This window comes from Alteromonas sp. ABM1_013 (assembly GCF_056160505.1).
In genome coordinates this window covers 160,637-184,923 of the sequence record NZ_JBSWXH010000001.1, presented here as the reverse complement: position 1 = coordinate 184,923, position 24,287 = coordinate 160,637, and the positions used below count along the sequence as shown (strand labels likewise).

At 44.7% G+C, this 24,287-nt stretch carries 20 protein-coding genes; 7 read left to right on the top strand and 13 right to left on the bottom strand.

The window, feature by feature from the left end:
• Positions 1-386: 386 nt before the first annotated feature.
• The gene (gene alr, locus ACXAGK_RS00815; protein ID WP_474853460.1) at positions 387-1,463 is read right to left on the bottom strand and encodes an alanine racemase; all 1,077 of its coding nucleotides are present in this window, start codon (positions 1,461-1,463) and stop codon (positions 387-389) included.
• Positions 1,464-1,651: 188 nt separating this feature from the next.
• Here alr and murQ point away from each other — a divergent pair, with 188 nt between their 5' ends.
• A complete protein-coding gene (murQ, locus tag ACXAGK_RS00810; RefSeq protein ID WP_474853458.1) occupies positions 1,652-2,647 on the top strand; it encodes an N-acetylmuramic acid 6-phosphate etherase in 996 nt (331 codons plus the stop codon).
• Positions 2,648-2,702: 55 nt separating this feature from the next.
• Positions 2,703-4,184 carry an exo-beta-N-acetylmuramidase NamZ family protein gene (locus ACXAGK_RS00805; RefSeq protein ID WP_474853456.1) on the top strand — a complete coding sequence of 494 codons (1,482 nt, stop codon included), beginning with the start codon at positions 2,703-2,705 and terminating at the stop codon, positions 4,182-4,184.
• 145 nt (positions 4,185-4,329) lie between these two features.
• On the opposite strand, the gene ACXAGK_RS00800 is transcribed toward ACXAGK_RS00805, so the two are convergent.
• Together ACXAGK_RS00800 and ACXAGK_RS00795 are read right to left on the bottom strand one after the other, a co-directional pair.
• The gene (locus tag ACXAGK_RS00800; protein WP_474808958.1) at positions 4,330-5,400 is read right to left on the bottom strand and encodes a mechanosensitive ion channel family protein; all 1,071 of its coding nucleotides are present in this window, start codon (positions 5,398-5,400) and stop codon (positions 4,330-4,332) included.
• Between the two features lie 89 nt (positions 5,401-5,489).
• On the bottom strand, positions 5,490-7,577 hold the full coding sequence (locus tag ACXAGK_RS00795) for a glycoside hydrolase family 3 N-terminal domain-containing protein (RefSeq protein WP_474853454.1): 2,088 nt from the start codon (positions 7,575-7,577) through the stop codon (positions 5,490-5,492).
• A 220-nt stretch (positions 7,578-7,797) separates the two neighbouring features.
• Here ACXAGK_RS00795 and ACXAGK_RS00790 point away from each other — a divergent pair, with 220 nt between their 5' ends.
• The gene (locus tag ACXAGK_RS00790; RefSeq protein WP_474808962.1) at positions 7,798-9,174 is read left to right on the top strand and encodes a Na+/H+ antiporter NhaC family protein; all 1,377 of its coding nucleotides are present in this window, start codon (positions 7,798-7,800) and stop codon (positions 9,172-9,174) included.
• A 76-nt stretch (positions 9,175-9,250) separates the two neighbouring features.
• A complete protein-coding gene (gene ggt / locus ACXAGK_RS00785; RefSeq protein ID WP_474853451.1) occupies positions 9,251-10,969 on the top strand; it encodes a gamma-glutamyltransferase in 1,719 nt (572 codons plus the stop codon).
• Positions 10,970-11,154: 185 nt separating this feature from the next.
• Here ggt and ACXAGK_RS00780 read toward each other — a convergent pair whose 3' ends face one another.
• The 6 genes from ACXAGK_RS00780 to ACXAGK_RS00755 form a co-directional block, all read right to left on the bottom strand.
• Positions 11,155-11,625 carry a LabA-like NYN domain-containing protein gene (locus ACXAGK_RS00780; RefSeq protein ID WP_474853449.1) on the bottom strand — a complete coding sequence of 157 codons (471 nt, stop codon included), beginning with the start codon at positions 11,623-11,625 and terminating at the stop codon, positions 11,155-11,157.
• Between the two features lie 115 nt (positions 11,626-11,740).
• Complete coding sequence (locus ACXAGK_RS00775; protein WP_474853447.1) at positions 11,741-12,157, bottom strand: VOC family protein; 417 nt, start codon at positions 12,155-12,157, stop codon at positions 11,741-11,743.
• 11 nt (positions 12,158-12,168) lie between these two features.
• The gene (locus tag ACXAGK_RS00770; RefSeq protein ID WP_474853445.1) at positions 12,169-13,575 is read right to left on the bottom strand and encodes an aldehyde dehydrogenase family protein; all 1,407 of its coding nucleotides are present in this window, start codon (positions 13,573-13,575) and stop codon (positions 12,169-12,171) included.
• 314 nt (positions 13,576-13,889) lie between these two features.
• Complete coding sequence (locus ACXAGK_RS00765; protein ID WP_025256721.1) at positions 13,890-15,188, bottom strand: adenylosuccinate synthase; 1,299 nt, start codon at positions 15,186-15,188, stop codon at positions 13,890-13,892.
• 282 nt (positions 15,189-15,470) lie between these two features.
• On the bottom strand, positions 15,471-15,653 hold the full coding sequence (locus ACXAGK_RS00760) for a DUF2065 domain-containing protein (protein WP_071816877.1): 183 nt from the start codon (positions 15,651-15,653) through the stop codon (positions 15,471-15,473).
• A gap of 145 nt (positions 15,654-15,798) precedes the next feature.
• Positions 15,799-16,977 (bottom strand): aminotransferase class V-fold PLP-dependent enzyme, encoded by a 1,179-nt coding sequence (locus tag ACXAGK_RS00755; protein WP_474853442.1) that lies wholly within the window; start codon positions 16,975-16,977, stop codon positions 15,799-15,801.
• Between the two features lie 264 nt (positions 16,978-17,241).
• On the opposite strand from ACXAGK_RS00755, the gene ACXAGK_RS00750 reads away from it, so the two are divergent.
• On the top strand, positions 17,242-17,661 hold the full coding sequence (locus ACXAGK_RS00750; RefSeq protein ID WP_474853440.1) for a hypothetical protein: 420 nt from the start codon (positions 17,242-17,244) through the stop codon (positions 17,659-17,661).
• A 58-nt stretch (positions 17,662-17,719) separates the two neighbouring features.
• Here ACXAGK_RS00750 and trxA read toward each other — a convergent pair whose 3' ends face one another.
• Positions 17,720-18,589 (bottom strand): thioredoxin, encoded by an 870-nt coding sequence (gene trxA / locus ACXAGK_RS00745; protein ID WP_461853283.1) that lies wholly within the window; start codon positions 18,587-18,589, stop codon positions 17,720-17,722.
• Positions 18,590-18,841: 252 nt separating this feature from the next.
• Here trxA and ACXAGK_RS00740 point away from each other — a divergent pair, with 252 nt between their 5' ends.
• Together ACXAGK_RS00740 and ACXAGK_RS00735 are read left to right on the top strand one after the other, a co-directional pair.
• Entirely contained in the window at positions 18,842-19,174 is a 333-nt protein-coding gene (locus tag ACXAGK_RS00740; RefSeq protein WP_474853438.1) for an Mpo1-like protein, read from the top strand.
• Positions 19,175-19,483: 309 nt separating this feature from the next.
• A complete protein-coding gene (locus tag ACXAGK_RS00735; RefSeq protein ID WP_474853436.1) occupies positions 19,484-21,592 on the top strand; it encodes a S9 family peptidase in 2,109 nt (702 codons plus the stop codon).
• Between the two features lie 83 nt (positions 21,593-21,675).
• On the opposite strand, the gene ACXAGK_RS00730 is transcribed toward ACXAGK_RS00735, so the two are convergent.
• The 3 genes from ACXAGK_RS00730 to ACXAGK_RS00720 all read right to left on the bottom strand — a co-directional run bounded on the left by ACXAGK_RS00730 (position 21,676) and on the right by ACXAGK_RS00720 (position 24,237).
• Positions 21,676-22,845: a PQQ-dependent sugar dehydrogenase gene (locus tag ACXAGK_RS00730; RefSeq protein ID WP_474853434.1), complete on the bottom strand. Its 1,170-nt coding sequence runs from the start codon at positions 22,843-22,845 to the stop codon at positions 21,676-21,678.
• A 187-nt stretch (positions 22,846-23,032) separates the two neighbouring features.
• A complete protein-coding gene (locus ACXAGK_RS00725; RefSeq protein ID WP_136783517.1) occupies positions 23,033-23,506 on the bottom strand; it encodes a Dps family protein in 474 nt (157 codons plus the stop codon).
• A gap of 185 nt (positions 23,507-23,691) precedes the next feature.
• Positions 23,692-24,237 (bottom strand): copper chaperone PCu(A)C, encoded by a 546-nt coding sequence (locus tag ACXAGK_RS00720; RefSeq protein ID WP_474853431.1) that lies wholly within the window; start codon positions 24,235-24,237, stop codon positions 23,692-23,694.
• Positions 24,238-24,287 lie beyond the last annotated feature (50 nt).

The following is a 24,287-nucleotide window of genomic DNA, read 5'->3' as shown; positions in this document are numbered from 1 at the left end:
GTAAACAGATACCGGCAAGCTGAAAGTACTTAACCGTTCATATAAGTAGTTAATAGAAAGCCCGGTTAGGCAAACCTAACCGGCTTTAATGTATCTTTTATTTGTATTCCTTGACGCCTACAACAAACCTATTGTTTCTTTTGAACAGGTCTTGACGGTCGACTAACTACTCCACGATTCACTCTCGGACGAGAAAACGAAGTACGCATACAAACCTCACTTATGAGTTGATGCTCAGAACAGTTGGAGGCGAAATATTCGCCGCAATCCCATAACTAAGCCACAACAGTAAAGCCCAAATTAGGGGTAAAAGTCTCATTCTTTTAATGAATAGTGCTTTATTAAAACTTATATAAAGATTGCTCAAACTGGCACAGTGTTGAAAACTAAAGGTATTTCACAATGCGCGGTACTCGCTGAGAAACTCGCGTCATTAATTCGTAGTCGATAGTGTCTGCATTGGCTGCAACTTCCTGAATAGATACATTCTTTCCCCAAAGCTCTACTTCATCGCCCACAGCTACGTTGTCGATATGCGTCACATCAATGGTGACCATGTCCATAGATACGCGGCCTGCCAAATACGCGCGCTTCCCCCTAACCATGACTGGCGTACCGTTTTTGCAGTGCCTTGGATAGCCGTCGGCATAACCAATACCTACGGTTGCAATTTTGCTGGGTTTATTCGCCACCCAGGTTTGCCCGTACCCGACCCCCTCGCCTGCGGGTATAGTTCGCACAGCCAGTACGCTTGAACGAAGGGTCATGGCTGGATACATTTCAACATCTATGTTTTGCGAGGTTGAAACCGCACCACCGTAAACGCCCACTCCCAACCGGTTCCACGCATTTCGACTTGCCGGCCAATTTACCGTAGCCGGAGAGTTAGCCACGCTCGTAGGTAAGCCCAATTTATTTGCTATTTGATTAAACGCTTCGATTTGCGTGATAGTAAAGTTATTGTTTATATCGTCAGCGCACGCAAAGTGTGTAGCAATCACTGTTTGCTCGCTGAGTAAGTGGTTGTATTTAGCAGCAATCTCTTCGATATCGGAAAGCGCAAAGCCTAAGCGATGCATACCGCTATCTACTTTCAACCAAATGTGGGGGCGTTGTTGTTCAGGGCATTTTTCTAACCATGCAAGCTGTTCTTCACAATGCATAACCAAAATACAGTTATGCTGAAACGCCATTTGGCACTCTTTTGCCTGATGAGCCCCTTCTAAAACAACAATTGGCGCGGTAATTCCCGCATCGCGAAGGGCAATAGCTTCTTCGATAATAGCGACAGCAAAACGCGAAGAAACATGCTGAAGAATACGCGCCACATTTACGGCTCCATGACCATAGGCATCGGCTTTTACCACCGCCATAGATTGGCTAGATGGTGCTAAAGCGGCAAAGGCTTTAAAATTATGTAAAATGGCGTCAGCATGAATAATTGCTTGCGTTTGTCGGCTCACTGAAAAACACGTTCCTTAAATGTTTAATGGGGAAACATATAAAGCCGAAGTGTACCACGAGAAGCGCATCAAGGGCGCAGGATTAATATTGAAAAACCGACTGTCTAACGCAAGGTTTCTTATGGCTTAAAATACCGTTATGCTTTGCGCTCGCTTATTATAATCATTTCGTCGCTTCAAGGTTTCTCATGTCTTCGCACAACCCTTCTACTTCAGATTCGCACGCTATCACTCGTATTAAAAACAACGCGGTAGATAATGTTCCCACCGTGAATGAATTAGCTAAATCACTGAATAAAGTTGTCTCAGAAGGCAGAAATCCCAATACCTTGGATATAGACACGTTAAGTACCCAAGGCATTCTTACCCGCCTTAACAACGAGGACGCTAAAGTCGCAAACGCGGTAGCACTTCAAATACCCCAAATAGCAAAAGCGGTTGATGCCGCAACTATTAGCATTAAAAACGGCGGAAGGCTTATTTATATCGGTGCAGGTACTAGCGGTAGGTTGGGCATTCTTGACGCAGTTGAGTGTCGCCCTACCTTTAGTGTACCCGATGAATTGGTTGTGGGTGTCATAGCCGGCGGAGAGAAGGCCGTTCAGCACGCAGTTGAAGGCGCAGAGGACGATTTTAATGCAGGTCGAACTGACCTTGAAAGTTTATTACTAACGCAGAACGATACAGTTATAGGTATATCAGCTAGCGGTCGCACACCCTATGTAAGTGGAGCATTGGAATATGCCCATTCACTTGGCTGCTTTACCGGCGCTATTGCTTGTAGCCCTAACGCTGCTATTTTTGAGAATGCTGACACGGCCATATGCCCCGTTGTCGGCCCTGAAGCACTTACCGGCAGCACACGCATGAAGTCGGGTACGGCACAAAAGCTTATACTTAATATGATTAGCACCAGCGCTATGATTAAGCTGGGGAAAACCTACCAAAATTTGATGGTAGATGTGAATGCTACTAATGAAAAACTAAAAGCTCGTGCCCTTCGCATTGTTATGCAGGCTACCGACTGTAGTGAAGATGCCGCTTTAGCAGCACTTAGCGCATGCAACAACAAAGCAAAAGTTGCCATTTTAATGGTATTAACAGGGCAAACTGCAGAGCAGGCAGCCGCACAGCTAAGTGCTAACGATGGCTACTTACGTAAAGCCGTTGAAGAAAGCAAATAGCTAAGGTGCTTCTCTGCAATAAGAGATTGCAATAAGGGGTTCAGGTTTAGCCACTATGAGCACAACTATTACACGTTATACAAAGAGCGTATTAATCATCGCGTTTATCTTGTTGGTCAGTTTTTTCTTCTTGACCTCATGTGCGCAAAACAGCTTATCTACACATGTATATACAACCGATAGTGACAGTTTAAAAGCAAACCAACGTGGGCTGACTAATGAAGGCTTAAACGCCAATCAACTTGCTGTAGGTGCTGAACGCTATTCAAGATACCTCCCTTTGTTAGAAGGTAAGCGAGTTAGTTTGGTGGTGAACCAAAGCTCTTTAGTTAGAAATGATTTGGTTAGAGATGATTTGGTTAGAAATAACCAGATAACTGGGCATTCAGGACCGATAAAAGAAAACCAACCCTATCAGCATTTGGTAGATGCCCTATTGCAACGTAACATTGACCTAGTAAGCATTATGTCACCCGAGCACGGATTTAGAGGGGATAAAGGCGCAGGTGAAAAGGTAAATAGCGATATTGATGCTAAAACAGGTTTACCCATTCATTCGCTTTACGGGGCAACTAAAAAGCCCACGCCGGCTATGCTGGAAAATACCGACGTAATTGTTTTCGATATTCAGGATGTAGGCGTACGTTTCTACACATACTTAAGTACGTTGCACTATGTAATGGAAGCCGCTTTTGCCCAAGGCATTCAGGTTGTGGTGCTAGATAGACCAAACCCTAATGGCCGATATGTCGACGGCCCAGTGCTAAAGCCCGCATTTTCATCGTTTATTGGCATGCATCCTATTCCCGTTTTGCACGGCATGACATTAGGTGAACTTGCTCAAATGATCGTTGGAGAGCGCTGGTTAGATATTGAGGCAACTAACTACAACCAAGCAAAACTTACCGTAGTGCCGGTAGAAGATTATAAACGCACTGCGCATTATTCCCTGCCGGTGGCACCTAGCCCTAACTTACCAAACGATTTATCTATCCAGCTATACCCCACGCTATGCTTTTTCGAGGGAACCGATGTGAGCATTGGCCGTGGCACTGATTTTCCATTTCAGCTTATTGGTCACCCTAATATTGCATTTGGTGAAAACCAAATACCGGTAAAAGCAAATAGTGCAGCGCCCCACCCTAAACATGAAAACACCGTACTAAATGCACACGTTTTTACCCGCGCAGATCTTATCGACGCTGAATATATGGACTTGGAAAACTCAAGCCTTAAGTTACAGAATCGAGAAGGTTCACCAATTAGTGGATTAGAAATAGAAACCTTGATTGATGCCTATTCTCGCTTTTCTGAAGACAACCGTATTGCCACCGCCAGTGGAAGTTCTACAGAAACATTTTTCACCCGCCCAGAATTTTTCGATAAATTAGCGGGTACTGATGCACTACGAAAGCAAATCCGAACCGGGAAAACATCTGCTGAGATTCGCCACAGCTGGCAAAAAAGTTTGAGTGCGTTCAGAGAAAAAAGAAAGCCATATCTACTTTATGAAGACACCGAACGACGTCAAGAATAACTCATGTAGGCTTGCCAATTTAACGAACTGGTAGAAAGACAAAATGGAGAGGAACTGCTATTAACCTTTGGATGGGTAAAGGTGAAAGTAAACACTTACTCTGCTTTTAGGACTTATATCATAAGCCTAAAAAAGTTAGTAAAAACTAACCTTCCTCTGTTTTAGTTTTTACTAGTGTTGCAAGTCTAGCTTCTGCTGTGGCTTTTTGTTGCTTTAGCTCATCTCTATTTTCACTTTCAGCCTCTGCGATTTTTGCATCAATATCGGCAATGGTCTGCATCAGCATTTCTTTATTCTTTTCTTTCTGCTCCGCCTCTTCAGCCTTGTCAAAAATCACATCTTCTGGAGACGCTTCTTCTTTGGTGGTTTGGCTGGGCGATTTAGCAATCATTTTCAAACCATCGGCCTGAGGACGCTGGTTCATGAAACTAGGCGAAACAATTTCAATATCAGAATTGTGCAAGGCATCAAGTACAGCTTTATGCAGCCTTGAGCGAGCGCTCAGCAAGCTCTTTACTTCGGTTAGTAACCCGGAAATACGATAGCTTACAGAGAAATCGCCTAGCCCCATGACCTGTACAAAAGGCTCTGCCAGCTTTGCATTTTCAGCAGCAGCAAGTAGATGCTTTTCAATAACGCTGTGGTGAATATCATAGCCTAAGCTAATATCCACGCTAACAATTGCACCAGAAGCACGCGTGACGGAGACAGGCGAATTCACCATAAGCGTGTTGGCGAAAGCAATTAGTTCTCTGCTCTCGGTTTGAATTTCAACATCAAGCAACCCCATTTCAGTAACGCGCCCGCTATAACCTTCTACTTTTATGAAGTCACCGACCCTAAAGGGGCGGTTTACCCGAAGTACTATTCCTGCCATCAAATTACCCACCATAGTGGTAGATGAAAATGCAATGACACCAGAAATGAGTACACCGATAAGTGCTATAACTTGATTTCGCGTACTTTCACTTACTGGAAGAGTCATAGCTATAACAACTGCTCCAATAATAGTAAGTACTAACATGCCAACTTGACGAGGCAGTTTCTGTTCGCTGGTAAGGTGGCTCTGTTTAGCAAGCAAAAGGTAATGTAGAGTAATGAGTGTACTTACAACAAGTGCTATAGCAACAAGTAAAGGAACAAATGTAACGAACGCACTTAACACAGAGTCCATTAGTGATGCTCGCGTAGTACCTGATAAGTTTTCTGTATTCACATGTTTTCCTTTAAGGTTGTCTAAAGAAGCACCTTTAAACTAGCCTTTCACATTGTCGGTCAAACTGGCGCTTTTAGGTATAGTGAAAGCTACTCCAACGAGACTGGTGCACGACCTTCAGCAACTGAATTACCAACTAAAACATCAGCCAGTGTGTTCAGACTATAGCTGGTAACTTTGTTACCTTCCTTATCACCTTGACTGTCTATGCTTATTGCATAACTAAATGTCGCAATAGCGATGTCTGCCACATTTTTGAGGTCATTTGCATCATACGGCATACGTAGCGGAGCAAAAACCACGGTTTTGTTCTGTGTTTTCGCAGCAGTCATAATCATTTTGCTAAATGCCATCACATCAGTTTCACTTGCGCGCTGCTTCACATGTTCAGGTAGATCAAGCCCACCTAACTCATAGTTCGCGTGAAGCGGACTAATATTACCCACCACTAGCACTTCTGCCTGTTTCAAAAGCATCATAGCAAGCTGTTTTTTTGGCAATGCCGTCAAGGGTAAACAAGCAAATTCTAGGGGCTTATTAGTACTCTTTGAACTTGCTCGTATCAGTGCACTTTCAAAGGCTAAACACCTTGCGGCATCAGGCATTAGCGCAAGCCAACGCGTTGATGTTACCGGAAGTTTCCCCTTTCCAAACAGCACCGAAACCGAAGCCTTGGAAAGCCCTTTCTCAATTTGAATTCCTTTATTTTTTAGACTGTTAGGGTTATCAATCGATGTGTTTTCTTTTGCTTCATTAAGCCACCAAGACACAGGCTTGGAAACGAATTTTTTTAAAGTAAACTGTTGTTTTACTCTAAGAATGCGGTTATGAGAAGACACTAAGAAAGCGCTTTCTAAGGATGAATCTGATGACTTATTTACAAGTCTTACTGCCACATTATCTAAAAGCTTTGAGAATGCGTTGATATCTGTTTTATTTCTTATGGTGAAAGGCATGAGCGCAATATCCGCTCCCGCACTAAATGCGCGAACGAGTGCTTCTTCGTGCGAGAAGAACTGAGTAATACCAGCCATATCTAAAGCATCTGTAACGACCAGGCCTTTATACCCTAGCTGCTTGCGAAGCATGTCGGTTAAGATCTTTTTCGACAAGGTAGCGGGAACAATTTGTAGCTTGCCATTTTTATCTGCAATTTCAGTATCATCTAACGACGGATATTGAATGTGTGCGCTCATAACCATTGCAGGCGGGGTTGCACTGTTTATGATATTAGCAAAAGGAAGAATATCCCCCGACATAGCCTGAGCTTTGGTATGGGTGACTTTCGGTAAGCCACTGTGGCTGTCCACATGGGTATCACCGTGACCTGGAAAGTGTTTAATAGCGGCCAAGACTCCCGTACTTTGCATTGCACTTACAAATGCCTGTCCGAGTGCCGCCACCTGCTCTGGTTTTTCAGAAAAACTGCGTATGTTTATAACGGGGTTCTTTGGCTCACTGTTTACATCCACCGACGGCGCAAAATTAGTATTAACCCCTAAAGGTAACAGCGTTTGCCCTATATGCGATGCCACGCTTTGGGCAAAGGCATGTCCTCGCTGATGAAAGGTAGCACCGATAGCCATGTTACCTGCAAACGGCGAAAGCATATCTGAAGGCAATCTCGCTACTCTTCCTCCTTCTTGGTCTACAGCAATAAATAGCGGTTGCCTACCTGCACTTACCATATGTCGCTGCATGGTGTGATTAAGCGTAATTAACTGCTCGGCATTTTGAATGTTTTCCGAAAACAAAATAACGCCACCTATATTGTGTGTACTGAGCACACTCAAAAGCGAAGGAGGAATTTCGGTCATAGGCGTACGGCAGCGCGATGATGGCGTACCGTCTTCACAGAAATAGCGAAAATCTAAAATGATCTTTTGCCCAAGCATGTTCCTTACTGCACTGATAGCTTCGCCGCTAATCGTTTTCGCGCTAGTCAATTCCTCACTAGCCCCGTCATCGCCAGCCTCTTTAGCGCTGACCTTCTTGGTATTAATTTTGGGCAACGCTGTATTTACGGCACCCGGATTTGATGCGTCAACGCTTAATGAGTTTGCCGTTGCGCTAGCAGCAAAAATGCCGACACTAAATAAAACTAAAATGCCTGAAAGAAAATGACTTAAGCCCAATACAGAAGCACGCTTTTTACAAATAACTTGCTGGAATAACAATGTTTATCTAATCCTTGGTAACACAGAGCACAATACGGTACGCTAGCATAAATGAGAGAAGCATGTTCGCCAACTTTGAACTGTATTCACTCCTTCTCTTACGCGTTAGTTTATATAATATGCGACGTGAAAAGACATACCTGTAGGGCACGCTGAACTTAGGTAAACAATCTAAAGCAGCAGGTCCTAAGCACACATAAATTTAAGTTTGGAAAGAAGTATGGATTGGATGTCAGTCATCCCCCCTCTTGTGGCTATTGCCGTCGTTTTTTGGAAAAAAGAAGTTATCTTAGCATTGGCGCTGGCCGTACTGTCTGCTGAAGCCTTAATTTTGGTCAATGCTGATATCGCAACTAGCTACATGGCCCCTATTAATGCCATAGAGCGTGTGGTTGATACGGCTGCTAGTCCAGGTAACACGCGGGTGCTTATTTTCTCTGTTCTAGTCGGCGCATTACTGGCTTTTATTCGTGATTCTGGTGGCGTAACGGCAACCGTTAACTTTCTTGTCAACAAGGGCGTAGCGAAAAGCCGCAAACAAGTAGGCGGTTTAACCATGTTTACTGGTATTGCCGTATTCATAGAATCGAATTTGAGCGTGCTTACTGCTGGTATATTCGCCCGAGGGTTATTTGATCGTTTCAACATGAGCCGCGCACGTTTAGCTTACATCATTGATTCCACCAGCGCGCCAGTTTGTATTTTGATTTTATTAAACGGCTGGGGCGCTTTTATACTCAGCCTGCTAGATGCCTACGAACTACCCGCTTCGTCAGCTTCCATTTTATGGGGCAGCGTATTTTTTAACTTTTACGCTATTTTCACCTTACTTATTGTGGCTTATACAATTTCGGCTGATAAAGTGCACGGCCCTATGGCTGAAGAAGAAAAAGCACTGTCTCATGTTGAGGTAAATCACACGACTGAGCCTGCCACTAAAGCGCGATTTATGCTGGTTCCGCTGCTAGTGATGGTATTGAGTATGGTTGGCTTCATGTTCTGGACAGGTAACGGCGTTTTGTCTGAAGGCAGCGGCAGTAAATCAGTTCTTTATGCTACGGCTCTTGCCACTGCTATTGCCTACGGTCTGCTTCTCGTCCATAAACGTTTTACTCATAAAGAAGCGGTAGACATCGGTTTTAAAGGGATGGGTGAACTACTCCCCCTAGTTACCATAGTGTTACTTTCATTAACCTTAGGCAATAGCCTTAAGGTGCTAGGAACAGGCGTATTCGTGGCAGGAATAGTGGGTGAATACCTTCCAATGGTGCTGATTGTCCCCATGTTGTTTATTGCCGGCGGGATCATGTCGTTTACCACAGGCACGTCATGGGGTACGTTCGCCATCCTTATACCTATTGGTGTACCACTAATTCAGAGTTTAGGGTTGCCTCCTTCTTTGGTTATTGGCGCTATATTGGGTGGCGGTATATTTGGCGATCACTGTTCGCCTATTTCCGATACCACAGCCGTATCTTCGCTAGCTGCGGGTACTGACGTATTAACGCACGTTAAAACCCAGTTCCCTTACGCACTATTTGCCGGCGCACTTACGCTTATTGCCTATTTTGTTGCAAGCTTAGTCATGCTTGGCTAAACACGTGACTAACGTTTGTTGGTAGCCGATTGCTAATATCAAGGTGTTAGCAATATCTGTAGCAAGGAGTTTTTAAATGAAAAGACGGATAGCAAACATCGGGTTTATCTCGATGATAGTGGCATTTATTTCAGTAATGGCAGCATGTTCACATTCGCCAAACGACACTGTTAATACTGTTGGAGAAAATGCCGTAGGCTTAAGTCAGCCGGCCGTTGCCATGCCTGACAGCTATAGCGCCGATGCTGCGATGCAGGTACTTAAGGAAGGCGGCAACGCTATTGATGCGGCTATTACTGCTCAGTTTGTTTTAGCCGTAACATTGCCAGAGGCGGGTAACGTTGGCGGCGGTGGCTTTATGACAATAAAGTTTGAAGATAGTACCGACTTTCTTGATTACCGTGAAATGGCGCCTGAAAAAGCTCACCGCGATATGTATCTTGACGAGCAAGGTGATGTAAAACCGTATGAGTCTTTGTTTGGGGCTAAAGCGTCTGGCATTCCTGGTACCGTTGCAGGTATGTGGGCCGCGCATAAAAAATACGGCACATTGGATTGGGAGCGTCTACTCGCACCAGCCGTTGATTTGGCTGAACAGGGCTTTGTGGTGCATGAAAAATTAGCAAACAACATTGCCCGCTATATTTCGCGCACCCAAGAAAAAGGCATCGACAACAATTTCAGTGAATACTTTGCAGATGCAAAAGCGGGCGCTACTTTTAAGCAGCCTGAGCTAGCAAAAACACTTAAAGCTATCCAGCAGCAGGGCAAAGACGGCTTTTATAAAGGCGATGTAGCAAAACATATTGTTGATTTTATGCAGCAAAATGGCGGCCTTATTACCTACAAAGATTTGCAAGCTTACAAAGCCGTGTGGCGTAAACCTCTTCACCTAAACTGGCAAGGTTATGAGCTGGTGACCGCACCCCCTCCAAGTTCGGGTGGTGTTGCCGTAGCGCAATGGATTGGCATGCTAGAAGCCTATGATGCAAACCACGATTTGCCTGCGCAAAACAGCACTGAATATATTCACGTTATGTCTGAAATAGGCAAGCGTGTGTTTGCCGATCGCGCTGAATACATGGGCGATCCTGACTTTGTTAGTGTTCCGGTAAAAGCGCTCACTGACGCTAACTACATTATCGAACGCGCAGCAGATATTCAGCCTGCCAGCATTTCTGATACGCCAAGCGTTAAGCCGGGCTTGAAAGAGAGCGAAGATACTACTCACTTCTCGATTATGGATAGATGGGGTAACGCTGTTGCTAATACCACAACCATCAACCTTACTTTTGGTAGTGGCGTTGTTGTGACTGGCGCCGGCTTCTTGTTGAACGATGAAATGGACGACTTTAGCGCTAAACCTGGTGTGCCAAACTTTTTTGGCGCTGTAGGTGGTGAAGCAAATGCGATTGAGCCCTATAAGCGCATGCTATCTTCTATGACACCCACACTGGTTACTAAAAACGACCAAGTAGTTCTGGTAACAGGTTCGCCGGGCGGCACCACTATCATCTCGTCAGTTGCTCAATCACTTTTGAATGCCCTACTTTACGACATGAGTGCCGAAGAAGCCGTGAATTCACCACGTTTCCATCACCAACTACTGCCAAAAGACACTATTCGTATGCACGACGGATTTACAGAGGCAACTGTGAATGAGCTTAAAGCCATGGGCTATACCATTGATAACCGTCGATTTGGTGATGTGCATTTAATTAAACGTACTAAAGAGGGTGTGGAAGCCGCGTCTGAGAAAAGCGGCCGGGGTAAAAGCCTAGTACAACCGTATTAGCACAACCGTCTTAGTACTACCGTCTTAGTACAGCCGTCTTAGTACTACCGTATTAGCACAGGGCTGTTAGCTGAGCGCCAACAGTTGAGCCACATTAGCTGAGCACCCTTAGTGGAACTTTGAGGGGCTCAGCGTTATTAGTTCAGCGTTATTAGTTCAGCGTTGAACAAGGCACAAGCAGAAAACTACAGCAACAGCGTGGTGTCGATAGGCACGTACTTAGACGCCACTTTTTGAATACTTTCAGCCGTTAATGCGGGAACGCCGTAAACCGTTACGGTTTTCCCTTTTTCTTTAAGGGCATTTACTAGAATATCGAAATCACCGTCGCCAGACACCAGAATGATCTCATCAACATCATCGGCATGTTCAAGTGCATCTACCGTTATACCTACATCCCAATCGCCTTTTGCCGAGCCGTCGGCGCGTTGAATGAAAGGCTTTAACTTTACTTCAAACCCAATAGCACGAAGAATGTTCTGAAATTCTCGCTGCTTGCTGTCTCCCCTGTCTATGGCGTATGCAAAAGCATGGGTTATATCAAGGTTGTCGCTAAGTTCACGCCAAAACTGGTTGTAATTAAAGTTACGTTTGTACGCCTGACGGCAGGTGTAATACACGTTTTGTACGTCTACCAGCACTAATGCTTTATTCAAAACCACTCTCTTTATCGATTTACTCGGTTATTGTTTTCTGATGTTATAGCCTTTTGATAATAAAACCAAAAACCTGATGATGAGTTTATGCGCAAAGAGCAGCTGACACCAATTATTATGAAGCGAAAAGCTGAGAAATATCTGCGAACGCTTTGAACTCTAACGCGTTGCCGAAAGGGTCTTTAAAAAACATAGTGGCTTGTTCGCCGGGCTTTCCTTTAAAGCGAATATAAGGTGCGATAACAAACTCGGTATTGGCAGCCTCTAATTTACTTGCTAGTGCTTGCCAATCGTCCATGGTTAGCACAACGCCGAAGTGCGGCACCGGCACTGCGTGATTGTCTACCCCGTTGTAGGCAGGCGGTGACGGCATAGCTTCTACACAGTGGGTCACTAGCTGATGGCCGAAGAAGTTCCAGTCTATCCACTGGGTGTCACTGCGGCCCTTTTCACAGCCCAACAATTCACCGTAGAACGCTTCTGCGTCAGTTAAATTAGTGACCGGAATGGCAAGGTGAAAAGGCTGAACCATGAAAACTCCTGTTATAAAAACTTCTTAAGCAACGATAGCTTAAACTTAGAAAACGGCGCATAACGAAAGAATACGTCGAGGGCGAATGAACGTTTCATTACCGTTTTGATATGACTGAATGTATCAAAACCTGCTTGGCCATGATAGTTACCCATGCCGCTATTTCCTACGCCACCAAACGGCAACTCAGGATTAGTCATAAACAGCATAGTGTCATTAGTACACACACTGCCTGAACTGGTTTTGCTGATAATATTATCAAGCACATCGTCCTTATCACCAAATGCATAAAGGGCAAGTGGCTTAGGCCTGCTGTTCACAAACTTAATGCCCGCCTCCATGTTGTCGACAGTGATGATAGGTAGGATAGGGCCGAAGATCTCTTCTTTCATTAGCGGGCTATCTAGCGATGGCTCTAGTACAAGGGTGGGCGCCATGGCTGGACGAGACTCATCTAGCTCGCCGCCATACACCACATTGACGTTTTCGAGGTAACTTTCAAGACGCTTTAAGTGTCGATGATTGACTATATTGCCGTAATCTCGTGACGATAAAGGCGCTTTGCCGTATTGCTTTTTCAGCTCTTTTTTAACCGCATCAATAAGCTTTTGCTCAAAGCCCTTTTCTACAATGACATAGTCAGGGGCAATACAGGTTTGGCCCGCATTCATCCATTTACCCCACACTAAACGACGTGCGGTTACGGCAAGATTTGTGTTTTTATCAACAAAACAGGGGCTTTTACCGCCAAGTTCAAGGGTTACAGGCGTTAAATGTTTGGCCGCGGCGCTCATGACAATTTTGCCCACCACTTCACCACCGGTGTAAAAAATATGGTCCCATTTGCAGGCAAGCAGCGCCGTCGCTTCATCTTTACCGCCTTCTACTATGGCAACACATGAATTATCCATATATTGAGGGATAAGCTTAGCCACCAGCGACGATGTTTCTTGTGCTAGTTCAGAGGGTTTCAATACCGCACAGTTGCCCGCTGCGATGGCAGCAATGTAAGGAGCTAGTAGTAACTGAAGCGGGTAATTCCACGCTCCGATAATAAGCACGGTGCCAAGCGGCTCAGGCTTGCGAAAGCTCTTACCTGGCCACGCCACCATAGGCGTAGATACTTTGCGCGGTTTTGCCCATTTGTCCAAATGCTTAAGCGTATGCTTAATATCAGAAAGCAGAAACCCTTGTTCCGCCACCATGGCTTCGGTCTTACATTTGCCCAGATCATTTTTAAGGGCCTGCAAAATGTCGTGCTGGTTGTCTTTCAGTAAAGTTTCTAATGCCTTTAACTGGCTTTTACGCCACTCCAAGGACTGGGTTTTCCCTGTATCGAAACTGTCGTTAAGCTTGTGAACAACGTCAACGAAACACACGCCAGTTTCCACTGCGTGAAGAGAAGGTCTATTTGGCATAAGAAGGCTCCGATAGCATAACACCCACTGCAACAATTCGATGACTCTCTTTGATATTGTTGACGGGTAAAGCAGCGTAATAATTAACTGATACTATCTTATATTAATAGGGATGTTCTAAGACAACGCAACTAAATTGTTAATTAATGTTTAATGCGACTAAATATTAAAGGGTACAAGTAAATTTTTTATGCGTGAAATGCAGGCGCCGAAAAATGAGGCGTGATAGAGGCAAGTGAAAAAGAGGTAAAGTTTGTTAGCAACAAAAAAGCCCAGTAAACACCGGGCTTTTAAACGTATTTAATGTAGCGCTATTACGCGTCGTAAGGGCTGCGCAAAACGATAGTTTCGTTTCTGTCAGGGCCTGTTGACACAATATCAACCGGCACACCTGTTAGCTCTTCAAGACGCTTAATGTAGTTTTTCGCCGCTTGTGGAAGGGCTTCAAACTCAGTTACACCAAAGGTGTTGTCTGTCCAACCTGGCATTTCTTCATATACTGGCGTTACTTTTTCGTAACCGTCAGCGGCCATAGGTGGAACGTCTTTCACATTACCGTCTGCATCTTTGTAGCCAACACAAATTTGAAGGCTTTCAAGACCGTCTAGTACGTCAAGCTTCGTTAAGCAGAACCCGGTAATAGAGTTAATTTGTACTGCGCGCTTCATTGCAACTGCGTCGAACCAACCAGTACGGCGCTTACGCCCTGTAGTTGCACCAAACTCGTGGCCTTTAACACCTAAGTGTTGACCTACTTCACAATCTAGCTCAGTAGGGAAAGGGCCTGAGCCTACACGCGTGGTGTATGCTTTTACGATACCCAATACGTAATCTAACTTAAGTGGGCCAAAGCCAGCACCCGTTGCGACACCACCAACGGTAGTGTTTGACGACGTAACATAAGGATACGTGCCGTGGTCGATGTCTAGAAGTGTGCCTTGGGCACCTTCAAACATAATAGGCAAGCCAGCATTGTGTGCCTTGTCTAGTTCGTCAGTTACATCAACGACCATTGCTTTAAGAATGTCAGCAACTTCCATTGCACCTTTTAAGGTTTCATCGAAGTCTACTGCTTCTTCGCCATAGTATTGCGTAAGTGTGAAGTTATGCACATCTAGTACTTCTTTCAGCTTTGCAGCGAAGTCTTCGGCGTTGAATAAGTCGCCTACGCGTAAACCGCGACGAGCTACCTTATCTTCATAAGCAGGACCGATACCACGACCCGTTGTACCAATTGCTTTTGCGCCACGGGCTTTTTCGCGCGCTACGTCAAGTGCAATGTGATAAGGAAGAATAAGCGGACAAGCTTCACTAATCTTTAATCGCTCGCGCACTGGAACGCCACGCTCTTCAAGCATAGTCATTTCTTTCATTAGTGCGTCTGGGCTAAGCACGACACCGTTACCAATAATACAGGTAACATTATCGCGTAGGATGCCTGATGGAATTAAGTGAAGTACGGTTTTTTCACCGTCGATTACTAGAGTGTGACCTGCATTGTGTCCGCCTTGGTAGCGAACAACATATTTTGCGCGATCAGTGAGTAGGTCTACGACCTTGCCTTTACCCTCGTCACCCCATTGAGTGCCGAGTACCACAACGTTCTTTGCCATGAATCATATGTGTAAGAAAATTAGGCGGGGATTCTACAAAATTCTAGGGCAAGGATCATCTCTTTTTCGAACAAAAATACGACTATTTGATTTTTATTTTTGAAAACATAAAGATGCCCAACCGTCGCCGGCAGCTTTTTAAAATAAGGCTTGGCATATTGTTTTATAAAACATATTTCCTAAAGCGCTAATTTTTATAGCATTCTAAAGTTTAGCTAGCGCAAAACCTGTACAGGCGGTCAACCTTGGACTGCGCAGCTCACAAAACAGCTTCTTCCTACATTAACTGAAATAAAAAAGCAGTAGCGCGCCAATTATCACAAGGGTACCGCCAATTTGACGCAATTGATTACTCGGTTGCTGACTAATTTGAAGCAAATAATTACGCCATTTATTCGGAAAAAGCAGCGGTCCTATTCCCTCGATTATAAGTACCAAAGCGAAAGCGGGTAATAGCCACTCCATAAATTTATCCTTAAAGCCGTGAAAGTACTGTGATCTTAAAGAGCATGCTTTTAATGGGCATGTCGTTGATAACTGCGCTGTTAATGAGTTCGCCACGTTTTTCGCGACACCTTGTACTGCCTTTCCTGTAACGAACTAACACCTTTTAAGGTATTTCCGAAAGCGCACGTAAATCAATGTATTCGGGAGTATGGTATAGGCCAAAACCAAAGCGTAACCGGTTACCTCTGAAGTCAGTAAGAATATGATGTGCTTTAAGCTTTGAAGCAAGGGCTTTTGTCACATCCGCATTATCTAATTCAAAGGTAAGGAAATGCCCCCGATTCATTTCATTGTTAACGGCTAAGTGCTTTTCATTGAGTAACGGATGATTGCAGCCAGCAAGCTTTTTTAAAAATGTTCGCTGCATGCGCATTACGTAATCATTTATCGCGGCAACATCTAAACTATTTTCTTCAAACATGCGAAGTACAGCTCTTAACCTGTAGAGCGCCGTAAAATCCATAGTGGCACCGGCAAAGCGCATACCATCTAAACTATATTGAACGTCATTTTTGCCGCCCGTCTCGCGGGGTTTGTCTAACTCGCCAAATTCGGCAAACCAGCCGGTATACGTGGGTCTTAGCTTACAGCCCAACGGTACGTGAGCAAAGCACGCCCCCTCTCCCGCCTGCGCGTATTTGTAACTACCCGAAAGATAGAATATACGATGAGCAATATCGGCAAGGTCAGTAGGCTTTGCCATAAAGCCGTGATAGCCATCAACTACAACAAGGGTATTGTCGTTAGTCACGCTATTTACAATATCTGAAACGTCGTTTACCACATAACCAGAATTGAAAAAGACCTGACTAAAGAAAACTAGCTCAGGATTGTATTCAGCAATAGCCGCCTTAAAGCGTGAAGCAAAAGTATGATAAGGCTTGCTAGGTACGGTAATAAGTTCTATTGCACCCTGTTCTTCTAGTCTACTCGCTTGGCGCTGAAAACTGTGAAACTCGCTGTCTGTCGACACCACTTTATAAGGGGCAGCACTATCTATGCAGCTCATAATACGATAAAGCAATTCATGAGTATTTGGCGCAAAAACGATTTGCTGAGGCGCGCCAGTATTCAGTATTTTGCTAATACGCTGCTGCAGTTCCGGTACTAAAGTTTGGAAAAAATACCCCCACTTTTCGTCTACGTATTTAGCGCTGTCATCCCAATAATCAAGCATTGCCTCGCGCGTACAGTCTGGCCAAAAATAATGGCTGTGACACGCATAATGCTGTTTACCTTTGTTAGCGTTGAGAAATCCTGTATAAAACTGCTGATATGCCATGCTTTATTGCCTAAAATAAAAACCGCTTAAACCCTATCAAACTTCAGCATACTTCGCATGAACCTGCGCCTACAGCAAAACATTTATTTACAAAATAGGTGTAAATAGTTTTGCCCAAATCGTTGCGCTTAATGTTATTTCTTATATACATACGCCCACTGCAAAACTGAAAAACTCTGCTATACCCTATAGAGGTGAGTTAATTTTGTAAGTCTAGTTAGCAAGCTCCATCTGTTCCACGCAGACACACATTAAAGGTACTTTATGCGTTTCCCTAAATACGGAAATTATTCATTGGATGTCTCAGGTAACGTTCTTGAAGTGTTTGCTACCGGAGCGTGGAACCTTAAAACAACAGAATTTTTTATAGAGGAAATGCATGCGCTTATTGATAGGTTCGACAATAAGCCTTGGGCAGCCTTAATGGACGGACGCCGTTGGGTATTATCTACGCCGGAATGTCAGACCCGTTTAGCAGATGCAATAAAGGTGAATATTTCGAAAGGGCTTAGTCGCTCAGCGTATGTGTTAGATAGCGGAATGGTCAAGCGTGCTCAGCTGGAACGCACCCATCCATCAAACCAACGTGATTTTGAAACGAGCAACTATGAACGGGAGTATTTTGAAAAATACTTCGAGGCACTTAACTGGCTGCATAAAGAAGGGTTTTCACCTATTTGCTAGTTTTCTAGCCCAAGGCGATGGTTTTAGCGTTACGGTGAACGCTAAAACCCGAATAGGCTTAGTACAACAAGCTATAGACTTTACGACGATACTCTGACTTAAGCGGGTCGCCGTCAGCGAGTGCGTTCATCATATCCATCATTAACTTTCTGGCATCGCCAAAGCCAAGCTCTTTCTTTAATACAGTATAAAGAAGCTCTAGGGCATCTTGTGCTTTGTTCGCTTGCTGCAACTGTACAGCTAAGTCAACCTTAAGCTGCAGGTCATCAGGGTTCGCTTCTACTGCCGCTTGAAGCTGGCGTATTTCAGGCGTATCTGCCGCTTGTTCTGCAAGTTCAATTTTGCCCGCCAAACTCTTATAGCGAGAGTCTTGATCTACCAGCTTAATCTCTTCAAGCAAAGCTTTAGCTGCATCGATAGAGCCAGTCTCAACGTAGCAATCAATAAGCATGTACTTAGCGTTTACGTTATCAGGGTTAAGCGTTAAGGCTTCTTTTGCCGCTGGCAGTGCTTCTGCGTAATCCCCTTGTTGGATCGCCTTGCCTGCAGTGGCAAGTAGATCATCTTCTGGGTTTGGCAAATATTTATCCAGCATTTCACGAATTTGCTGCTCAGGTTGTACACCTGCAAAGCCATCGACGGGCTGACCATTTTGCACCACCATTACCGTTGGTAGGCTTCTAATACCAAACTGAGCAGCCACTTCTTGCTGTGCTTCGCAGTCTACTTTGGCCAATATCAGATGCTGGCTATATTCACCTGCCAGCTTTTCTAATATGGGCATTAGGTCTTTACAGGGTTCGCACCAATCAGCCCAAAAATCGATAAGCACTAGTTTTTCTTGCGATGCTTCTACAATAATTTGCTGAAAGTTTTCTACCGTAATATCCACGATGGTTGCTTGGCTATTTGCAACGAGATTTTCCATAACGCAGGCCTTTAATTTCTTGTATTGGGAGGAATATGGGGCAGGCGCTGTAAAATTACAAGGCTAAGGGGAGTTATCTTTAGCTCCGAAACGAGCGGCATACCCTTTTTTTGTAAAAGCGGTCATTTCGCCTTTGTCGCTTTCACGACAATCTCTACCTTCAAGGAATGTTAATGTAGTGTAAAATTTCTCTATTGAGATACTTTATTATTAAGCCAGCTAATTTCTATAAGATTTGGCTAAGAAGGTTTTATGACTACACAAACCAGCACAGACACTCAGTTTGCTTCGTTCAAAGAGTTTTACCCATTATATTTAAATGAGCATAAAGACGGCACATGCCGCACGCTTCATTTTATCGGCTCTTGGCTAGTACTTAGCGTTATAGCGCTGGCAATATATATGGCGAGCTGGTCGCTACTGTGGTTTATACCGCTAGTAGGTTACGGCTTTGCATGGGTAGGACATTTCTTTTTTGAGAAAAATCGTCCCGCTACATTTAAACACCCCCTTTATAGTTTGATGGGCGATTGGGTCATGTTTAAAGATATTCTGGTGGGCAAAATTAGTCTTAAAGGCGAATAAGGCTCATGAAAGTTACACAAGGGCTACCCGTGCGATAATAACGATAACACCCGCTGTTAGCGCTCCCATTGTTATACATTGCGTAATATGCTGCCATATATGCAGCAATACGCATTTTTAACGGACAATCCACCCCCTTCACCGCACACCCTTTACATAATGGAAACGAAAGCGATATGGTTGAGAATAAGGTTCGCAGTTTACTAAATTAACCCTAGCATTAACGTTAAGAGCACGACTGCGAACACATTATCTTGAAAAACGCCGCCTATCGCGCTTAACGCAAAAAGAATAACAAAAGGAACAAACATGTTTGTGTCTCGTTTCCCCCTTCGCCCTATACAACAAGGTTTATTAGCTACCTCGACAGCGTTATCACTGTTGGTTTTAGGCATGAGCCAAGCTAGTGCATTGCAAAACTCTCAATCTGATTCAGGTAGCGTAAATGCGCTAACGTATGAAGATACCTTTAACTTAGAGTTTGTCACTAACCCTCAATTCCTCGATAAGGAAACGGTTATTTATTCTCGTCAAAGCATGGATATCATGACTGACGGAAGACAAAGCCGATTGTGGCAGGTAAACATTAAATCCGGTGAACATCGCCCGTTTATTGGAGTAGACGAAAACTTGTCACAGGCTACCTTGTCGCCCAACGGTAAAATGGTGGCGTATACAAAAGCGGTCAACGGCCGCGCACAAATCCATCTTTATTACTTAGACACTATGCAGTCTGTGCGTTTAACCAATACCAGCGAGACACCTCGCCAGTTAACCTGGTCTCATGACAGCAAGACTTTAGCCTTTACTCAGTTTACCGAAGAAAAGCAAAAGCCACTGTTTACAGGAATGCCGAGCAAGCCAAAAGGAGCAAAGTGGGCTGACCAAGGCACCTATATTGATGCGGTGCAGTATAGAGGTGACGGCAGAGGCTACTTGCGTGAAGGCTTCGACCAGATTTTTGTTTTGCCTGTCGAAGGCGGCACGCCGCGACAGTTAACAACGGGGAAATTTCCAAGCGGCGGTACCCTTGCCTTTTCTAGAAACAATGATTGGATTTATTTCGCCACACCGCAGCGAGAAGACTATGCGCTACACCCATTGTCTGGCGATATCTACAAAGTGAACGTAAGCACAGCGGCAGTTGAACAAGTTACCGATATGGAAGGCCCTGAAGGCAGACCAACCTTAAGCCCCGACGGAAAGTACCTTGCGTTTACTCAGCTCAACGACAGAAAGCTTTCATACCAAAACGGTGACATTGTTGTACTAGAGCTTAAAAGTGGTGATATCACTCGCTTAACTACATCGTTAGATAGAAGCTTAGGTAAGTTCACGTGGCGTAAAGACAGTCGCGGATTAGTTTTCTCTTACCTTGATCATGGGGAGACTAAGCTTGCTACAGTGAACCTTAAAGGTGATGTAAAAACTATCGACGTGAGTATTGGCGGTCAGGCATTTGGGCGCCCTTACACGTCGGGCGACTTTGCAGTTAGTGACAAAGGTGACATCGTTTATACCACTGCCAGCCGCACTAGGCCTGGTGACTTGGCGCTTTACAGAAAAGGTAAAGACGACACACAGCTTACCGATTTAAATAACGACGCACTTGGCCATAAGACCTTGGCAGAGGTGCAAGACCTTTCCGTCGTATCAAGTATTGACGAGTTACCTATCGACGCATGGATTGCATTGCCCCCAGGGTTCGATAGCAGCAAGAAATACCCGCTGATATTAGAAATTCACGGCGGTCCTCATGCTGCCTACGGCCCTCATTTTGCTATGGAAATTCAGCTAATGGCGGCGCAAGGTTATGTCGTGGTGTGGGCTAACCCAAGGGGCAGTAGCTCTTACGGTGAAGACTTTGGTAATTTGATCCACCATAACTATCCGTCAGAAGACTACAACGACTTGATGGACGTGGTAGATGCGGTTGTTGGCCAAGGCTATGTAGATTCAGAGAACTTGTTTATTACTGGTGGCTCAGGCGGCGGTACACTTACCGCCTGGTCCATTGGTAAAACTGATCGCTTTAGTGCGGCAGTAGTGGCGAAACCCGTTATCAACTGGATGAGCTTTTCGTTGACGGCTGATGCATATCCTTACTTTAGCCAATATTGGATGGCTGATATGCCATGGAATATTGCGGATAAACTCTGGCAACGCAGTCCTTTGAGCTTAGTGGGCAACGTGGTTACGCCAACCATGTTGCTAACGGGCGAAGCCGATCACCGCACCCCCATCAGTGAAACCGAGCAATACTACCAAGCGCTGAAACTGCAAGGTGTGGATGCGGCGATGGTACGAATTCCAGGTGCATCACACGGTATAGCAAGCCGTCCATCTCGCTTGATTCAAAAAGTGGGAAATATTGTGGCGTGGTTTGAGCGCTACAAGAAAGACAACGACAGCGAATAAATCGTTTTAAACCCACAGTTCTTTTTAAGAAAAAAGGCGCCCTTTAGTGAATGAAATGGCGCCTACCTTTTTTATCATCGACCTTATTTGGTCAGCTTCACTACTTTGCCATTAGGGGCGTCGGTCAGTAAGTAAATGGCACCATCTGGCCCCACTTCTACGTCGCGGATGCGGTCGTGATTGTCGCGAACATATTCAAACTGCTCACTAGGCTTTCCATCCTCTACCTTGATACGACGAAGGTGGGTAAATTTTAAAGAACCCACTAATATGTCGCCGTTCCACTCTTTAAACATGTCGCCTTGATAGAAGGTTAGGCCGCTTGGTGCAATGGACGGGTTCCAGTACAACCAAGGTTGCTTCATACCATCCATATGAGTTTTATCGCTGATAATATCGCCGCTGTAGTCAACGCCATAAGTAATCTCTGGCCAACCGTAGTTCGCACCGCGCTCTAGGATATTAATTTCATCACCGCCTTTGGGGCCGTGTTCCATTGCCCAGACTACGCCAGTTTCAGGGTGTATAGTGACGCCTTGCACGTTGCGGTGACCATAGCTGAATATTTCAGGGGCATTGCCATCGGTGAAAGGGTTATCTTCTACTGCGCTGCCGTCACGGTTTATGCGTACAATTTTGCCGAAGTGGTTATTGGTGTTTTGCGCCTCTTTCATGTACTTATAGCGATCGCCCATAGTCACGTACAAGTGCTTTTTAGCATCGAACGCTAAACGACAGCCAAAGTGAAAGCCGTTATCGACAATAGAGTCGGCACTAAAAATAACTTCAACATTTTCAAGGCCCGAATCAGTAAGCGTGGCTTTTGCAACACTACTGCTACTGCCAGGTTTGCCTTCTGTCTCACTCGCTTTGCTGTAACAGAAATAAATTGTGTTGTTGCTGGCAAAGTCTGGGTCGATGGTAATGTCTAACATACCACCTTGGTTCTGCGCGACCACTTCTGGTACGTTATTTAGGCGCCCTGACAATTTACCGTCTTTAGACAAACGTTGGATACCACCCGCTCGTTCGGTTACCAGCAAGTCGCCATCAGGTAAAAACACCATGCCCCATGGATGTACTAAACCTTCAGCAAACGTGGTTACGGTTATATCGCTGTCGGTGATTTCATGGTCTTCGTCATGCTTGTGATCGCCATGAGCTAGGGCAAATTGACTTACTGCTAGCGCCATCGCACATACTACTGAACGCGCTAGTATGCTTACAGGTTTGGAAATAACTGCTGGTTTCATCGTTAGAAGCCTCTTTTACAGAAGCTGTGTTTGGTGGCACAGACTTCTTCTTTTATTTTTTAAGTTATAGCAGTATACAAAAAAGGGTACAGCGCCGCTGTACCCTTTGTGATAGTTCTACTCGCTAATGCGATAAAGTTGGCTTGCCGACTAAACGAAACTAACCCCCTTCACCACCGCGCGGTATTTATTTTGGAAGCGTTGCGCGAAGCATCCACGCTGTTTTTTCGTGAACGCGCATACGATCGCCAATCAGCGCTGCAGATGATTCATCGTCAGCATCTTGCGCTAGCTTTAATGATTCGCGACACGTTTTCACTACTTGCTCATGACCATGAGTCAGTAAGCGAACCATTTCCGTGGCCTCAGGCACACCTTCAACTTCTTCAATTGAGCTAAGCTCAGCGAACGACTTATATGTGCCCGGTGCTGAAACACCTAAAGTACGAATACGTTCTGCAATTTCATCTACCGCTTCCGCAAGCTCTGTGTAGTGTTCTTCAAACATAAGATGCAATTCACGGAACTGCGGCCCTTCTACATTCCAGTGGAAGTTATGCGTTTGAAGGTACAAAGTGTAAGAATCGGCCAATAGCTTTTTCAGGCCTTCTGCTACTGCGTTACGATCGCTTTCAGAAATACCAATATCAATCTTGCTCATGTCACACTCCTTAACGTTGAAACCCTTTTTGAGATTTTCGTTCAACCAGTTTCTTGGCCATCAAAAATCTAGGTCTTGATAATATAAGTTAATAGTACTACAGAAATATTGATTTAGATTAACGGTTTAGTTAATTGCTTTCATCGTATTAATCGATGACTTTATCCATTCTGCCTCATGCTGTATTAATGGTGGTGATGGTGACCTTCGCCCGCTTCTTTTTTAACCGGTAGCGAAACCTTCAGCTCGCTTGCATCGCTAAATGTGAGGGTTAGCACTACTTCACTGCCCTCTTCCAATCCCTTAGTCAGCCCCATCAACATGATGTGACGGCCACCTGATTCAAAAGAGACCATCTCGCCCGCTTCTACTTTGACGCCTTCAGTTAGCTCACGCATTTTCATGATGTCTTCTTGCATCACCGTTGTGTGAATTTGCGCTTCACTTGCTATATCTTGGGGTACTGAAACAGATATCAGCGTTTTGTCGTGTTTACTTTGATTATGTAGAGTAAAGTACACTGCGCCGGTTTTTGCCAAGGCAAAGGTTGCTCTGGCGTAACCATTCATCACCATAACGTCAGTTTGCTTACTGATGTGCTTATGCTGCTCTTTTGGCTTGTGGTGGTTATTATGATCATTGCCATGGGCAGAAATAGTCCCAGACAAGCTTAAAGAAAATAAGCCAGTAACGATAACTAACGGTTTAAGTGATTTGGAAAAAAGTGACATACAGTCTGCTCCGAATGAGTATTCGTAAGCAAGTGTACGTAAGTTTGGCA

Coding starts and splice junctions, on each gene's coding strand:
- murQ (WP_474853458.1), top strand. CDS start 1,652: ATGTCTTCGCACAACCCTTCTACTTCAGATTCGCACGCTATCACTCGT.
- ACXAGK_RS00805 (WP_474853456.1), top strand. CDS start 2,703: ATGAGCACAACTATTACACGTTATACAAAGAGCGTATTAATCATCGCG.
- ACXAGK_RS00790 (WP_474808962.1), top strand. CDS start 7,798: ATGGATTGGATGTCAGTCATCCCCCCTCTTGTGGCTATTGCCGTCGTT.
- ggt (WP_474853451.1), top strand. CDS start 9,251: ATGAAAAGACGGATAGCAAACATCGGGTTTATCTCGATGATAGTGGCA.
- ACXAGK_RS00775 (WP_474853447.1), bottom strand. CDS start 12,157: ATGGTTCAGCCTTTTCACCTTGCCATTCCGGTCACTAATTTAACTGAC.
- ACXAGK_RS00770 (WP_474853445.1), bottom strand. CDS start 13,575: ATGCCAAATAGACCTTCTCTTCACGCAGTGGAAACTGGCGTGTGTTTC.
- ACXAGK_RS00765 (WP_025256721.1), bottom strand. CDS start 15,188: ATGGCAAAGAACGTTGTGGTACTCGGCACTCAATGGGGTGACGAGGGT.
- ACXAGK_RS00760 (WP_071816877.1), bottom strand. CDS start 15,653: ATGGAGTGGCTATTACCCGCTTTCGCTTTGGTACTTATAATCGAGGGA.
- ACXAGK_RS00755 (WP_474853442.1), bottom strand. CDS start 16,977: ATGGCATATCAGCAGTTTTATACAGGATTTCTCAACGCTAACAAAGGT.
- ACXAGK_RS00750 (WP_474853440.1), top strand. CDS start 17,242: ATGCGTTTCCCTAAATACGGAAATTATTCATTGGATGTCTCAGGTAAC.
- trxA (WP_461853283.1), bottom strand. CDS start 18,589: ATGGAAAATCTCGTTGCAAATAGCCAAGCAACCATCGTGGATATTACG.
- ACXAGK_RS00740 (WP_474853438.1), top strand. CDS start 18,842: ATGACTACACAAACCAGCACAGACACTCAGTTTGCTTCGTTCAAAGAG.
- ACXAGK_RS00735 (WP_474853436.1), top strand. CDS start 19,484: ATGTTTGTGTCTCGTTTCCCCCTTCGCCCTATACAACAAGGTTTATTA.
- ACXAGK_RS00730 (WP_474853434.1), bottom strand. CDS start 22,845: ATGAAACCAGCAGTTATTTCCAAACCTGTAAGCATACTAGCGCGTTCA.
- ACXAGK_RS00725 (WP_136783517.1), bottom strand. CDS start 23,506: ATGAGCAAGATTGATATTGGTATTTCTGAAAGCGATCGTAACGCAGTA.
- ACXAGK_RS00720 (WP_474853431.1), bottom strand. CDS start 24,237: ATGTCACTTTTTTCCAAATCACTTAAACCGTTAGTTATCGTTACTGGC.